Origin of the sequence: Microlunatus sp. GCM10028923, assembly GCF_042666975.1 — a bacterium.
Taxonomy (GTDB): domain Bacteria; phylum Actinomycetota; class Actinomycetes; order Propionibacteriales; family Propionibacteriaceae; genus Microlunatus.
The window spans coordinates 142,606-156,412 of the sequence record NZ_JBHTFF010000014.1; the positions used below are offsets into that span (position 1 = coordinate 142,606).

At 70.7% G+C, this 13,807-nt stretch carries 13 protein-coding genes; 5 read left to right on the forward strand and 8 right to left on the reverse strand.

Annotation, left to right across the window (positions count from 1 at the left end):
• Positions 1–26 precede the first annotated feature (26 nt).
• Entirely contained in the window at positions 27–668 is a 642-nt protein-coding gene (locus ACFQU4_RS28700; RefSeq protein WP_377498697.1) for an FMN-binding negative transcriptional regulator, read from the reverse strand.
• 101 nt (positions 669–769) lie between these two features.
• Here ACFQU4_RS28700 and ACFQU4_RS28705 point away from each other — a divergent pair, with 101 nt between their 5' ends.
• Complete coding sequence (locus ACFQU4_RS28705) at positions 770–1,678, forward strand: SDR family oxidoreductase (RefSeq protein WP_377498699.1); 909 nt, start codon at positions 770–772, stop codon at positions 1,676–1,678.
• Positions 1,678–2,256: a TetR/AcrR family transcriptional regulator gene (locus tag ACFQU4_RS28710; RefSeq protein ID WP_377498701.1), complete on the forward strand. Its 579-nt coding sequence runs from the start codon at positions 1,678–1,680 to the stop codon at positions 2,254–2,256. The genes ACFQU4_RS28705 and ACFQU4_RS28710 overlap by 1 nt, the downstream gene beginning before the upstream one ends.
• Here ACFQU4_RS28710 and ACFQU4_RS28715 read toward each other — a convergent pair.
• Positions 2,253–3,737 (reverse strand): DUF222 domain-containing protein, encoded by a 1,485-nt coding sequence (locus ACFQU4_RS28715; protein ID WP_377498703.1) that lies wholly within the window; start codon positions 3,735–3,737, stop codon positions 2,253–2,255. The genes ACFQU4_RS28710 and ACFQU4_RS28715 overlap by 4 nt on opposite strands.
• A gap of 160 nt (positions 3,738–3,897) precedes the next feature.
• On the opposite strand from ACFQU4_RS28715, the gene ACFQU4_RS28720 reads away from it, so the two are divergent.
• Complete coding sequence (locus tag ACFQU4_RS28720) at positions 3,898–4,872, forward strand: phosphotransferase family protein (RefSeq protein ID WP_377498705.1); 975 nt, start codon at positions 3,898–3,900, stop codon at positions 4,870–4,872.
• A gap of 37 nt (positions 4,873–4,909) precedes the next feature.
• Here ACFQU4_RS28720 and ACFQU4_RS28725 read toward each other — a convergent pair whose 3' ends face one another.
• The gene (locus tag ACFQU4_RS28725) at positions 4,910–5,299 is read right to left on the reverse strand and encodes a DUF1304 domain-containing protein (protein WP_377498707.1); all 390 of its coding nucleotides are present in this window, start codon (positions 5,297–5,299) and stop codon (positions 4,910–4,912) included.
• 114 nt (positions 5,300–5,413) lie between these two features.
• On the opposite strand from ACFQU4_RS28725, the gene ACFQU4_RS28730 reads away from it, so the two are divergent.
• Positions 5,414–6,277 (forward strand): CPBP family intramembrane glutamic endopeptidase, encoded by an 864-nt coding sequence (locus ACFQU4_RS28730; RefSeq protein ID WP_377498709.1) that lies wholly within the window; start codon positions 5,414–5,416, stop codon positions 6,275–6,277.
• 32 nt (positions 6,278–6,309) lie between these two features.
• Positions 6,310–7,983 (forward strand): extracellular solute-binding protein, encoded by a 1,674-nt coding sequence (locus ACFQU4_RS28735; protein ID WP_377498711.1) that lies wholly within the window; start codon positions 6,310–6,312, stop codon positions 7,981–7,983.
• Here ACFQU4_RS28735 and ACFQU4_RS28740 read toward each other — a convergent pair.
• The 5 genes from ACFQU4_RS28740 to ACFQU4_RS28760 are packed head-to-tail and all read right to left on the reverse strand — an operon-like array spanning position 7,973 to position 13,790.
• Positions 7,973–9,004 (reverse strand): hypothetical protein, encoded by a 1,032-nt coding sequence (locus ACFQU4_RS28740; protein ID WP_377498713.1) that lies wholly within the window; start codon positions 9,002–9,004, stop codon positions 7,973–7,975. The two genes, ACFQU4_RS28735 and ACFQU4_RS28740, sit on opposite strands and share 11 nt — an antisense overlap.
• Positions 9,005–9,006: 2 nt before the next feature.
• The gene (locus ACFQU4_RS28745) at positions 9,007–10,488 is read right to left on the reverse strand and encodes an ABC transporter ATP-binding protein (protein WP_377498715.1); all 1,482 of its coding nucleotides are present in this window, start codon (positions 10,486–10,488) and stop codon (positions 9,007–9,009) included.
• Positions 10,481–11,308, reverse strand: a complete 828-nt coding sequence (locus ACFQU4_RS28750) for an ABC transporter permease (RefSeq protein WP_377498717.1) — start codon at positions 11,306–11,308, stop codon at positions 10,481–10,483. The genes ACFQU4_RS28745 and ACFQU4_RS28750 overlap by 8 nt, the downstream gene beginning before the upstream one ends.
• Entirely contained in the window at positions 11,305–12,249 is a 945-nt protein-coding gene (locus tag ACFQU4_RS28755) for an ABC transporter permease (RefSeq protein WP_377498719.1), read from the reverse strand. The genes ACFQU4_RS28750 and ACFQU4_RS28755 overlap by 4 nt, the downstream gene beginning before the upstream one ends.
• Positions 12,246–13,790, reverse strand: coding sequence for an ABC transporter substrate-binding protein (locus ACFQU4_RS28760; protein ID WP_377498721.1), 1,545 nt, complete (start codon positions 13,788–13,790; stop codon positions 12,246–12,248). Before ACFQU4_RS28760 ends, ACFQU4_RS28755 begins: the two co-directional genes overlap by 4 nt.
• Positions 13,791–13,807: the final 17 nt, after the last annotated feature.

Below are 13,807 nucleotides of genomic sequence, written 5' to 3' on the forward strand. Positions count from 1 at the left end.
ACGAATCTACTTGGGCGACGAACCGCTCAGCCGCCGGCCCGGCGCATCCAGTCGCCGAGCCGGCGCCGGCCGTGATCGGGATCCGCGAGCGCCTGATCGGTGACCAGGGTGCGGCGGTGCTCCGGCTGGTCCTGGCTCAGCTTGTACGTGCTCGCGGCGGATTCGACCGTCACCTGGAAGGCCACGATGCCACCGACGATCCGGTCGAAGTAGTCACGTGACGGCTCCCGGTCCCAGCCGGGATCGCGGTCCCGTTCGGTGGTGTCGATGGTCAGGTTGATCACGCGGAGCAGCTCGTCGTGATCATGGAACAGGGTGACCGGACCGGTCAGGTGCACGGCCGTGTAGTTCCAGGTCGGCGCGGCCGGCTGGTCCGGATACTGGCTCGGCGACACGTACCCGTGCGGGCCGTTGAAGATCAACAACAGCCGGTCGCCGTCGGTGATCGTCCGCCACTGGTGGTTCTCCCGGGCCTGGTGGCCGATGATCCGGCAGCCCTCGAGTCCGGACCGGGCTCGATCCCGGTCCTCGGGGTGGATCAGCATCGGCACGTGAGTCGCGAGCGGCACCCCGGCGTCGCTGCTGATCATGATCCCGAACGGATTCTCGGCGATCAACCGGGCGTCCCACCCCGGCTCGGAGGCCGCGAAATGATCAGGAGTCCACACGGTGCCACCCTTCCTCGATCGTGAGCCGGACGATACCGGACCGCACTACCCGTGACGTCCCGCGGGTGGTTATAAATGAACGTTCGGTTATAGTGGTGGGCATGAGCCTTCCTGAACCTCCTCTGACCGGCCGGGTCGCGCTGGTCACCGGCGCGACCCGCGGTTGCGGTCGGGCCATCGCCATCGAACTCGGCGCCCTCGGTGCCACCGTGTACGGCACCGGCCGCTCCTCCCGGGCCGGCCGGTCCCCGATCGACCGCCCGGAGACCATCGAGGACACGGCCGAGCTGGTCGCCGCCGCCGGCGGCGAAGGTATCGCCGTGCGCTGCGATCATTCCGATCGGGAACAGGTAGCGGCCCTGGTCGATCGGATCCGTCGTGATCATGGCCGGCTGGACATCGTGATCAACGACGTGTGGGGCGGCGATCCCTTCCTGGACTGGGAGAAGCCGCTCTGGGAGCACTCGCTGGACGCCACGATCGACGTACTGCGCAACGGCATCGAGACGCATCTGATCACCAACCACTTCGCGGTACCGCTGGTGCTCGAGGGCACCGGGGGACTGGTGATCGAGGTCGGTGACGGGAAGGCCGAGGTGCCGTTCCGCGGCAACGTCGCGTACGACCTGGTCAAGGCGGCCGTGGTCCGGCTCGGTTCCGCGTTGGCGCACGAGCTGCGGCCGCACGGAGTGACCGCCCTGACCGTGACGCCGGGCTGGCTGCGGTCCGAGGCGATGCTGGAGGGCTACGGCGTCACCGAGGACAACTGGCGGGAGCGGGCGGCGACGCTGCCGTACTTCGATCATTCCGAGACCCCGCACCTGCTGGGCCGGGGGATCGCGGCGCTGGCGGCCGACCCGGACCGGGCCCGGTTCGCCGGTCACTGCCTCGGCTCCTGGGACCTGATGCACGAGTACGACCTCGTCGACGCCGACGGCACCCGGCCGGACTGGGGCTCGGTCGACCAGGCGGCTCGCCAGGTGGTCCTGGAGACCGGGCTGCCGGCCTGATGCCCAGGCCGCGAACGGTCAGCGACGAGGACCTGTTGGACGCCGTCCTGGCGCTGGCGCACCGGATCGGCCCCGGCCGGGTCACCTTCGCCGCCGTCGCGGCCGAGGTCGGACTGTCGGCGGCGACCCTGGTGCAGCGCTTCGGTTCGAAGCGCGGCATGCTGCTCGCCGCCGACCGGCGCGGCGTCGACCTCTGGGTCGGCTCGCTGGACCGAGCGGACTCGGGATCGGCGCTGGAGCGGGTCGAGGAGGGCCTGGTCGGGGCGATCGCCGGCATCGACTCCCCGGAGGAGATGGCCAACTCGATCGCCCTGCTCCAGCTCGACCTGACCGATCCGGACTTCCACGCCGAGACGCTGCGCGGCGCGCGGGCGGTCCGGGCCGGCGTCGAACGCGAGCTGGCTGCCGCGATCGATGCCGGCGAACTGCGCTCCGGCACCGATCCGGCCGCCCTGGCCACCTTGATCGAGACCGTCTATCACGGGGCGCTGATCGGTTGGGCGATCCATCGCGACGGGACCCCGGCCGACTGGCTGCGCGGGCAGGTCCGGGCCGCCCTCGATCCCTATCGAAGCTAACTGATCAACGGGTGTTGCCGGATCCTGGCCAGGATTCTGTTGTTGATCATGGGCTTCTGTTCGGGATCGACGAACCTTGGCGGTGTCCATTCCGGGAGGCCTTGATCATTGATCTTGACCTGCCAGCCGCGGTCGAGGAAGTTCCGGTGGTGGTGGCTGCAGAGCAGGGTCAGATTCGCTAGTTCGGTGAGACCACCGTCGATCCAGCGGATCACGTGATGTCGCTCGCACCACTCGGGAGGCCGATCGCAGCCGGGGAAGGAGCAACCTCCGTCGCGGGCGAAGAGGGCGATCGTCTGGTGCTTGGACGCGATCCGGCGGGTCCGGCCGAGTTCGAGCGGGATGCCGTGCTGATCGAGAACGATCGGATAGATCTCGGCTTCACCGGTCAGGCGCAGGATCTCGGCAGTGGACAGGACGGTGCCGTCGCTGGCAGTGCCGTGGCGGCGGGCTGGTCTGGTCGGCGATGAGGTGATCGGGCATCGACCGTCGACGGGTTCGGGAATCCTCCGGGCTCGGGTCGGGCCGGCCGCCGGATCCAGGCCCGGTCCTCCAACTGGTGCGGGGAACTCCGACCGGTGTCGCGGCCGGGTGAGGACGGTGTCGGCGTCGGTAGCGATCAGGACCGTGGCCGGGATTCCGCCGCACTCGGGGACGTCGCCCGTGCGGAGCATCCGGGCGAACACCTCGTCGATCGCGTCATGCAGCCGCTGCTCATGGCTGCGCAGATCTCCGGCACTCGCGACCGGGTCCAGCCGTGGATGTGCCAGCGGCTCCAACACCGCCCGGACTTTGACGGCGGTCTCGGGCGTGAACCGGAACTCGCCCGTCACTGCTCCTGAGGGCAGGGTGCGCATCCGGAAGGACCGGCGGTCCTGATTGCGCCGTTCGTCGGGCTCGGCGCCGTCCGGGTCGTAGGAGTCGAGGTATCGCTGACTCAGCTGCCGAAGATCGCCAGGGCCGAATCGGCGGCAACGGTCGACGAGCTCGGCTTCGACCAACTCCAGCTTGATCGGATCGACCTTCGCCCGATCGAGCTGGTCCAAGGTGCGGTTGACGATCATGGTCTGCTCGCTGGTGATCGCGCCGGTCGCCATTGCCTCGGCGATCACCGGCCGCACCCTGGGCAACGGCAACCCGGACATGGACTTTCGCAAGCCGGTCGCCTCCGCCGCCCGAACTCGCCGCGAAGCCTCGTGCGGCCCGATCAGGAATCGCCGTTCCAGAACCTTCGCCATGGAGCGTTGGCACTCCCGTTCCGGGACTCCGGCGTCGCGGCAGGCGGCGATCAATTCGGCATCCGCCGCCTGCAGTTGATTCCGCGCGATCTCGGCTTCGGCCAGGAGAAAGACGAGCTCCGCGGCGTCGTGATGATCAAGGCCACCCTGCCGTACCACCTCGACGAATCCGGCGATCGCGGCGCGCACCTCCCGAAGTGCGGCACCGGCTGGTGCCGTGGTGTCCAGGGTCGGTGTGGTCATGATCAGATTATATTCGAACAAACATTCGAAGAGAAGCGAATACTCTTTGTTTCATGGAGAATCAGTGATGACGCGAGTGTTGCCTCTTCGGGCCTCGGACCACCAGGCAGTCACGGCCGGCGTCGAGGGGCGCCCGGATTGTCGGCGGAGGTGATCGCGGATGACCCAGGCTGATTCGTCGGCGATCGAGCGGATGCTGGTCCGGATCTTCGGCGATCAGTCGACGCGCTGGGAGCGGACCGCAGAGGGAGTCTCGACCGAGGTCTACCGGATCAGGCGCGGCGAACAGCGGTTCTATCTCCGATTGCCCGTCGACGAGAAGTCCGGGTTCGCGGCCCAGGCTGCGGTCCACGCCGAGTTGCGCCGGCTCGGCGTCGCGGTTCCCGAGATCGTGCATTACGACCCGTTCGACGAGGGACTGCGGCGAGCGGTGCTGGTCACGACGGAGGTCCCCGGACGGCCCATGATCAGTTACGGACCGGGAGGGCGAGGGTTTCTCGACGATCCGGGGGCAACGGAACTGTCCAGCATCTACCGTGCGGCAGGTCGCGACTTGGCGCTGGTGAACCAGGTCCCGGTGGACGGCTTCGGCTGGATCCGTGATGATCATGGCGAACTGCCGCTCCGGGCCGAGCATCCTGACTTCGGGCGCTGGATCGGGCGCTTCGACACCGCACCGCTACGGAACCTGGGATTCGGCGCGGACACTGTGCTGAGGATCGAGCGGATCGTGGCAGCGGAGGTACGGCAGGCTCCGGCCCACGGCCGGCTCGCGCACGGCGACTTCTACGTGTCCCACGTCTTCCACCAGGACGGCCAATACACCGGCATGATCGACTTCGGCGACATCCAGGGAAGCAACCGGTGGCACGATCTGGCCACCTTCCGGCTCTCCGATCCGAACCGGAACACCACCCTCGAGGACGCGGCCGTGCCGCACCTCGAGGCGGGCTACGCCGAGGTCGCGGGCGAGCCGCCCGACTTCCACGAACGCATCCAGGGCACCGCGATCACGATCATGGCGGAACGGCTGACCCGTCAGTACCGGGAAGAGGGGGAGGCCGCACTGCGGCAGGCGTCGTTCCGAATCTTCCTGCATCACCTTCGCCGGCTGCTGCGGGAGCCGGCCGGCTGATCACCGACCAAGATCACGAATCCAAGCGGCCAGTGCGTCAGGCCACCAGCAGCCCGATAACGAGGACGATCACCGCGAGCAGCGGGACGGCGCCCTGCTTGATCGCGGCGGACCGGTGCTGCGCCGAGGACAGGAACAGGACGAGAGCAGCGGCGAGCATGGAGCCGACGCCGGCCAGGGTCAGGGCGGCGCCGACCGCCGTCGAGCCGAGCGCGGCGAGGACGGTGCCGAGCACCGCGAGCACGGCGAGGAACAGGTTGTAGAAGCCCTGGTTGAACGCCAGCGACCGGGTGACCTCCGCCTCCTCGGGCGTCGTGCCGAACACCGCTCGGGCGCGGGCGCTCCGCCAGGCGATCGACTCGAGATAGAAGATGAACACGTGCAGCGCGGCGGCCAGCACGGCGAGCACGAATCCGACGATGATCACCTCAGCATCATCGCCTACCGGACGCCGGTCGCGGTGAAAACACTCCACGGCCACGAGCAGCATCGCCCCGAACGTCCCCCGTCGGCCGTTAGGATCCCGGACCGGGGGTGGCTCATGATCACAGCGGTTCGGCGGCGCCCGTTCCTGGCGTTCGTCCTGCTGGCCTACCTCGGCTCCTGGATCGCCTGGAGCCCGTGGTGGCTCTCGCTCAGCGGGATCGGCGTGCTGGCGTACCAGCTGCCGCAGACGGCCGTCCTCGGGATCAACCAGCTCGGGCTGTTCGCCGGTCCGCTCCCGGCCGCGCTGGTGATCACCGGAATCGTGGACGGACGGGCCGGGCTGCGCGAGCTGTGGCGCCGGTGCCTGCGGTGGCGGATCCATCCCGGATGGTACGGGCTCGCGGTGATCGGAATCCCGGTCGCGGCCGGGGCCGGCTACCTGGTGACCGGTTCGGTCGCTCCCGACCTCGACGCCGCGAGCCAGGCGGCCCCGCTCATGATCACGTACGTCAGCTACCTGCTCGGCGGCCCGATCCAGGAGGAGCCGGGCTGGCGCGGCGTTGCGCAGCCGCTGCTGCAGCAACGCCGGTCGCCGCTGCCGGTGGCGTTGATCATCGGAGTGATCCACTGCTGCTGGCACGCGCCGCTGTTCCTGACCCGGGAGTGGGACACGGCCCGCTCCGGCCCGTCCCAGCTGGCCGCCTACCTGGTGCTGGTGATCGGCCTCTCGGTCGTCCTGTCCTGGTTGGGCAACGGCAGCGGCGGCAGCCTGCTGATCGTGATCATCGGGCACAACGGGCTGAACTGGGCGCTCGCCGCCGTGGCCGCGCTCACCGGCCGCCCGGTCACCGACACCTGGCCGGCGGCGCTCGGGATCGCGGCCCTCGCGGTGGTCGCGGTGATCATCACGCGCGGCCGGCTGGGGCTGCCCGTCGCTGAGACGGACCGTGGTGGTCCGGCCGCTGCGGGAATACGATGATCCGGGACGGCTGACCTCGAGAGGATCGAGCCATGACCGACCGCCCCGACCCCCTTCCTCCCTTCACCCGGCGCGCCGTACTGCGCGGCGGCGTGGCCACAGCGGCCGCGGTATCCCTTCCAGGCTTGGGATCGCTGGCCGCCTGCACGACTCAGAGCCGCACCCCGACCGGCGCCGAGCAGAACGCCGCGAACAGCCGGGTCACGTTGCCGGCCTTCGTTCCGTACCAGGGAGCGGAGCCCGATCTCGCCGCCTCCGCGGACGGCGGGCTGGCCGGCTACCTCACGTACCCCGCGAATCCGAAGCGGGAGATCACCGAGCCGCCGGCCGACGGCGGCACCCTGGAGCAGCTCGTCCCGATCACCTCGGGGCTGCCACCGGCGCTGGACCGGAACCGCTACTGGCAGGAGCTCAACGCGCGGCTCGGGCTGGAACTGAAGCTGCAGATGGTGCCCGACGGCGACGGGTACGTGAGCAAGCTGACCACCATGCTCGCCGGTGGTGATCTTCCGGACGCCCTGTGCATCTCGGCCCCGGCGACCCGGCCGAACATGTCCCAGATCGCCGGCCATGTCCTGCAGAGCCTGGACGAGTACGTGGCCGGCGATGCGGTCAAGGACTACCCGTTCCTGGCCAACCTGCCCACCCCGTCCTGGGCGTCGACGGTGTTCAACGGATCGATCTACGGGGTGCCGGTGCCGCGCGGCGTGTTCGGCTCGATCACCTTCCAGCGCAAGGATTTCCTGGCCGAGAAGTCGCTCAACCCGGCGCCGGAGACGTTCGAGGAGTTCCGCGGGATCTGCCGGGAGGCGACCGATCCGCGGGGCAACCGGTGGGCGATCGACCGGCCCGCGGCGGCGCTGCAACTGGTGATCAACATGCTCGGCAAACCGAACCGGTGGACCGAGCAGGACGGCCGCTTCACCAGCCAGTACGAGACCGAGGAGATCCGCCGGGCGCTGTCCGCCGTGCGCACGCTGGTCACCGACGGCTCCTGTCACCCGGACGGCGTCGCGGCGAATTCGATCCAGGGCAAGCAGTGGTTCCGGACCGGCAACGTCGTCTACTTCACCGGCGGCTACAAGGGCTGGCTGCTGGACATCTTCTCCGACTGGCCGGACCAGGCGGAACGGGTGGACGGGTTCGTCGAGCCGGGGTTCGAGGGCGGCCAGGGAAGCCACCCGCAGGGCGCGCCGCTGTTCTCCATGACGTCGCTGAAGCGCACCGACGAGGCCAGGATCCGGCAGCTGCTGCAGGTCTGCAACTGGATGGCCGCCCCGTTCGGCACGGAGGAGTACCTGTTCCGCAAGTTCGGCGTCGTCGACGTCGACTACACCCTGGACGGCTCCGACCCGGTGGCGACCGAACAGGGTGCGCAGGAGCTGCTGCTGCCCTCGTACTACGTCGCCGACGCACCGGACGTGGTCTACGCGGCCGGCCAGCAGGACAACATCCGGGTGATCCACGCCTACCTGGCCAAGGAGGCGCCGTTGATCATCGACGACCCGACCACCGGCCTCTACTCGGCGACCAACTCCACCAAGGGCGTCACGCTGGGCAAGCTGGTCTCGGACTTCCAGAGCGAGTTCTTCCAGGGCCGCAAGACGCTGGACGAGTGGGACGACCTGATCAAGAAGTGGAAGGCCGACGGCGGCGACCAGATCGCCCAGGAATACGCGGAGGCGTACACGGAGATCAACGGCTGACGCCTGCGTGATCAACAACGCCGGCGGCGCGCAGCACGGACAGCGCTTCGACGGTGACCCAGGGATTGCTCCGGCGGATGCTGGTGCCGCCCCAGTCGACGAAGTCGTGGCCGAGGGCGACCTCGGCCGACGTCCGGTAGTAGCGGTGCTCGGCCGGCCAGCCGCCGTCCGGCAGCCGCTTGCTGACCAGCAGGTCGAGGGCGTCCGCGCACCGCGGATCGCCCAGCATCCCGAGCTCGGCCAGTCCGCGCAGCCCACCGAGCACGTCGTAGTGCCAGTAGAGCGGATAGTGCAGCCGGGTGAACTCGGCGTTGATCAAGGTGCCGTCGCTGCGCCGGTAGAGCAGCCGCCGGGTCAGCAGCACCTCGGCGGCGCGCCGGGCAGCCTGCCCCGCCTCATGATCATCATGGCCCTCGGCGTACGCGGCCAGCCCGCGCAGCGGCAGCAGGGTCTCGGCGAACGACGACGTGTCCGCGGTCGGGTTCTTGTCGCAGTTCCAGCCGCCGTCCGGCCACTGCCAGTGCAGCAGCCGCTCGACCAGCGCTCCGGTCCGGTCGTCGGCCAGACCGAGCCGGCACAGGCTGCGCAGCGCGTTGCCCTGCTGGGAGGCGCACCGGCGGTGCCGGCCCGCCATCACGGGCACGCCGCGCCGCGCGTACGCGGCCGGCTTCGCGCTCGCCTCGAACTCGATGTAGAACTCGGCGCCGAGCCAGCCGTCCAGCAGCTGCTCGGCCAGCGGTCGCAGCTCGTCGTCACCGGCCGGGTAGCCGAGGTCGGCCAGCGCGGCCAGCGCCCAGTGCGCGCCCTGCCATTTCGCGTAGATCCCCCTGCGCACCAGCGATCGGCCGTCCGGCCCGCGGTGGCCCAGCAGCGTCCGGACCCGGTCCGACCTCCGGATCCGGTCCCGGAGCCGGCGCAGCTCGGCGGCGTCGCCGGGCTCGCCGAGCACCTCGGTGCGCACCCGCCACTGCACCGAGGGCTCCTCCGACCGGAGCAACGCGTCGACGATGCCGCTCGCCATGATCACACGGTACGACGATCGCCCCCGGTCCGCTGGCTCGAAGGGTCGAGGCGGAGCACCCGGTCGGCGAGCCGGCCGACGACCGCCGGCTCGTGGGTGATCATCACCAGCGCCAGCCCGTCACGGCGCAGCTCGTCGAGCAGGTCGAGCAGCCGGCTCCTGGTCACCGGGTCGAGACCGGTGGTCACCTCGTCACAGACCAGCACGCCGGGTTCGGCCAGCAGCGCCCGGGCCAGCGCCGCGCGCTGCAGCTCGCCGCCGGACAACTCGGTGACCCGGCGGTCCAGCAGGCCGTCCGCCAAGCCGACTCGGGCGAACGCTGCCGCCGCCGCGCGCCGGGCGTCCGGTGCGGCGAGGCCGCGGAGCCGGATCGCGGTCCGGGCGGCCTGTTCGCCGACCGGATGGAACGGCTCGAACGAGGACCGGGCGTCCTGGAACACGTACTGACTGCGGGCCAGGTCGTCCCGGCTACGCCGGCCGGCGGGCCAGCGAACCGGGCGGCCGTCGAGTCGCAACCTCCCGGCAGTCGGCAGGTGCAGCCCGGCGATGCACCGGCCGAGCGTCGACTTCCCGGCCCCGGACGGGCCGTCGATCACGAGACACTCGCCGCCGGCGACCTCAAGATCGATTCCGTGCAGCACCGGTGAACCGCGTCGGTAGCCGGCCTCGAGCCCGGACACCGAGAGTGCCGCCGGGGCCGCCTCGGCCCGGGCCGGCGCGGCCCGGCCGGCGAGCCGCTCGGCGGCGTCGGCGTCGGCGAGCAGCCGCCGGGTGTACGGCGAGGCCGGTGCGGTCCAGACGTCGGGACCCTGTTCGACCACCACGCCGCCGCGGAGCACGACGGTCCGGTCGGCGAGCCGGCGGACGATCCCGAGGTCGTGGCTGAGCAGGACCAGCGCCAGACCCTGGCCGACCAGGTCGGCGAACTCGGCGACGACCGCATCGCGCAGAGCAAGATCAAGACCCGTGGTCGGCTCGTCCGCGACCAGCAGGACCGGATCGCCGATCAACGCCTGCGCGAGCACCACCCGCTGCTGCTGGCCGCCGGAGAGCTGGTGCGGGAACCGGCTCAGCAGGTCCGGATCCAGGCTGGCCCGTTCGGCCGCGCGGCGGACCAGCGCGGTGGCCGCCGCCCGGCGACCGGCCCGCGGCGCCCGTCGCAACCGGGCCAGCGCTATCTCGGTGAGCACCGAGCCGACCCGGCGGCTCGGCGTCAGCACGGAGCCGGGATGTTGTGGCACGTAGCCGACCCGGTCCCGGTCCACCGCGACCGAACCTGCGGTGACCACGCCCGGCATCGCCTCGCCGAGCAGGGCCAGCCCGGTCGTGGTCTTGCCGCTGCCCGACTCGCCGACCAGCGCGAGCACCTCGCCCCGGCCGACCCGGAACGACAGCGGCTCGACGATCGTGCGGCCGCCGGCCCTCGCCGTGAAGCCGCGGACCTCGGCCGCCGCCGTCCGATGATCATGGACCAGGTCAGCCATCGGTCGCACGCTCCTTCGTCCCCGGGCGCGCCGGTACGAACTCGTCCACGGCCAGGTTGAGCCCGACGGCGAGGGCGACGATCAGCCCGGCCGGCACCAGCGTCGCCGCCGGCTGCAGCAACAACCCGTCCCGGTTCTGATCGACCATCACGCCCCAGTTGCTGGCGTCGGGATCCACGCCCACGCCGAGGAAGCTCGCCGACGCGACCAGATAGAGCGCGCCGATGAACCGCACCCCGGAGTCGGCGATCACCGTCCCGATCACGGAACGCCCGACGTAGCCGAACGCGATCCGGAACCGGCTCTCCCGCTGCAGCAGCATCGCCTCGGCGGCCGGGCTGCTGGCCGGCGTCAGCGCCGCGGCCCGGATCACCCGGGTGGCGTCCGGCGCCAGGATGACCACGACGATGCCGACCAGGAACCACCAGCCGCGCGGGCCGATCGAGGCCAGCATGATCAACAACAGCAACGAGGGGATGGCCAGCACCAGGTCCAGCGGACGCATGATCAACTCGTCCAGATGCCGTCGCCGGCCGAGTGCCGCGGCCAGCCCGAGCGGCACCGCGATCAGGTAGCAGAACAGCGTCGAGGCGATCGTCACCCCGATGATCGGGATCCCGCCGGCGAGCACCTCGGCCAGCACGTCGCGGCCGGCGAAATCCGTACCGAAGAGTCCTCGGGCCGGGTCGAAGGCGATCCCGCGACCGTCCGCGGGACGTGCCAGCGCCGGGCCGGCCAGTGCGGTCAGCACCGGTACCCCGGCCAGCAGCAGGATCGCCGCCCGGCGGACCCGTCCGGACCAGCTCCAGGACCGGGTCACAGTTCCGCCGTCCGCGGGTTCAGCCGGAAGCAGATCAGGTCGGCCAGGATGTTGATCATGACGGTGACGGTGCCGAACATCAGCGCCAGGCCCTGGATCACCGGCACGTCGCGGGAGCCGACCGCCTCGACTAGCGTCGTTCCCAGCCCCGGGATGACGAAGACGGCTTCGACGACGATCACGCCGCCGAGCAGCCAGTCGGTGGTCCGGGCCAGTTGCTGCACGGCCGGCGGTCCGGCAGTCGGCAGGGCGTGGGCCCAGGCGATGCGCCGTTCGGTGATCGGGAACCGGCGCAGGTGCCGTACGTAGTCGGACCGGTCCGCGTCGATCAACCCGGCTCGGACCAGCCGGGACACCGAGCAGAGCGGCCGGATCAGCAGGACCAGGACGGGCAGCACCAGGACTGCCGGCTCGTCGGTCAGCCGGTCGACGCCGAGGGCGTTGGCCGGCAGCACTCCGAACTGCAGGGCGAAGATCGCGATCAACAAGACGGCGGAGGCGAATTCGGGCACCGAGTAGAACCCGAGGGTGACGCCGCTGATCACCCGGTCGGTGAGCGAGCCGGGACGGCGGGCGGCCAGCACCCCGAGGCCGAGCGCGGTCGGGACCAGCAGCAGGAAGGTGAGGCCGGCCAGCAGCAGGGTCGGCGTCAGCCCGGTGATCAAGGTGTCCGCGACCGGCCGGTCCGACACCAGCGACCGGCCCAGATCGCCGCGCAGTAAGGAGATCAGCCAGTCCAGGTAGCGCTGGCCGACCGGCAGGTCGAGCCGCATCGCGGTCCGAAGCCGGTCGATCCGTTCCGGGTCGGGAGTGTCGCCGGCCAGCACCACCGCGGCGTCGCCGGGCAGTGCCTCCGTGAGCAGGAAGATCAACGTCGCGACACCGACGATCTGGGCGACCCCGAGCGCCAGCCGCCGGACCAGGTAGTGCGCAAGCGTCATCCCAGCCAGACCCGGTCGAAACGCGCCCAGTTCAACGAATTGGCCGGGGCGATCGCGATCCCGGCCAGATTCCGCGACGAGGCGACGATCCAGTCGGCGAAGCCCCAGATCAGGAAGCCGCCGCGATCATGGAGGGTCGTCTGCAGGTCCCGGTAGAGCTCGGCCCGCCGGGCCGGGTCGGCCGACGAGATGGCCTCGGTGTAGCGGGCGTCGAAGGCCTCGTCGCGCCAGTGGGTCGCGTTCGTGCTCGACGTGGTCAGCAGCCGCTGCGAGATGTGCGACTCGATCGGCATCCCGCCGGACCGGTAGGCGCAGATCGTGCCCTGGTCGAGGATGTCGGCCCAGTAGGTGCCGGCCTCGCGGTTGCGGACCGAGGCGCGCAGGCCGTACGCCCGGAGCTGGTCGGCGAACACGTTGGCGGAGGCGACCAGCCCGGTGCCGACGTCGGCGGTGTCGATCACGAGCTCGGCGTCGGCGAGACCGGAGCTGATGATCAAGGAACGGGCCCGGTCGGCGTCGGGGGTCCGCTGCGGGATGTCGTCGGCGTAGTACTGGTAGCCGCGGCCGTAGAGGTCGTTGCCGATCGTGCCCGCGCCGCCGAGCGCGGCGTCGATCAACTCCTGCCGGTCGACCAGCGCGAACAGGGCCTGCCGCGCCCCGGGCCGGTCGAACGGTGGCCGGTCGACCTTGAGCGCGAACCCGTTCATCCCGCTGTTCGGCAGCCGGGTGAAGGTGATCGCGTCCCGGTTCGCGAAGCTCTTCGCCGTCGCCGCGGTCACGTCGTGGGCGTACTGCACCTGGCCGCCGATCAGCGCGTTGATCCGGGCCGACTCCTCGTTGGTGATCAGGTATTCCAGCTGGTCGACGTACGGGCGGCCCTCCCAGTAGTCGTCGAAGGCGCGCAGCCGGAGCGATGACCCGGGCGTCCAGGCGTCGAACGCGAACGGACCCGAGCCGACCGGGGCGTCGAACCGGTCCGATCCCTCCGGAACGATGAAGGCGCCGAAGGCGGCCAGCGAGTTGGGGAACTCCGCGTACGGCCGGTCCAGCACCAGCCGCACCGTGCGGTCGTCGATCGCGCCGGACCGGGTCACGTCGAGCATTTCGAGGTTCGTCTTGGCCCGGAAGCCGAGCTTGGGATCGATGATCCGGCGGTAGCTGTACAGCACGTCGGCGGCGCGCACCGGCCGTCCGTCGTGGAAGGTCGCGGCACGCAGCCGCACCGTCCAGGTGGTCTGGTCCTTCGAGGCCTCCCAGGACTCGGCCAGCCGCGGCACGGCCGCCATGTCGTCGCCGAAGTCGGCCAGCTTCTCGAAGATCATCTTCGACCGGGAGCCCTCCAGGAAGAGATTGGCCCGGTGCGGGTCGAGGGTCTCCTGAGCGCCACCGCCGGCGAACGCGACCCGCAGCTCGCCACCTTGCTTCGGCGGGCCGGAGGCCACGGCCGGAGCCGCGCCGCCGGTCCGGCAGGCGGCCAGGCCGAGGGCCAGCGGAGCGGCGGCGGCGAGCAGGCCGCGCCGGTTGATCAGAGGTGACGACATGGGAGATCTCCCTTCCG

Coding starts and splice junctions, on each gene's coding strand:
- ACFQU4_RS28705 (WP_377498699.1), top strand. CDS start 770: ATGAGCCTTCCTGAACCTCCTCTGACCGGCCGGGTCGCGCTGGTCACC.
- ACFQU4_RS28730 (WP_377498709.1), top strand. CDS start 5,414: ATGATCACAGCGGTTCGGCGGCGCCCGTTCCTGGCGTTCGTCCTGCTG.
- ACFQU4_RS28740 (WP_377498713.1), bottom strand. CDS start 9,004: ATGGCGAGCGGCATCGTCGACGCGTTGCTCCGGTCGGAGGAGCCCTCG.
- ACFQU4_RS28755 (WP_377498719.1), bottom strand. CDS start 12,249: ATGACGCTTGCGCACTACCTGGTCCGGCGGCTGGCGCTCGGGGTCGCC.
- ACFQU4_RS28745 (WP_377498715.1), bottom strand. CDS start 10,488: ATGGCTGACCTGGTCCATGATCATCGGACGGCGGCGGCCGAGGTCCGC.
- ACFQU4_RS28760 (WP_377498721.1), bottom strand. CDS start 13,790: ATGTCGTCACCTCTGATCAACCGGCGCGGCCTGCTCGCCGCCGCCGCT.
- ACFQU4_RS28720 (WP_377498705.1), top strand. CDS start 3,898: ATGACCCAGGCTGATTCGTCGGCGATCGAGCGGATGCTGGTCCGGATC.
- ACFQU4_RS28735 (WP_377498711.1), top strand. CDS start 6,310: ATGACCGACCGCCCCGACCCCCTTCCTCCCTTCACCCGGCGCGCCGTA.
- ACFQU4_RS28710 (WP_377498701.1), top strand. CDS start 1,678: ATGCCCAGGCCGCGAACGGTCAGCGACGAGGACCTGTTGGACGCCGTC.
- ACFQU4_RS28715 (WP_377498703.1), bottom strand. CDS start 3,737: ATGACCACACCGACCCTGGACACCACGGCACCAGCCGGTGCCGCACTT.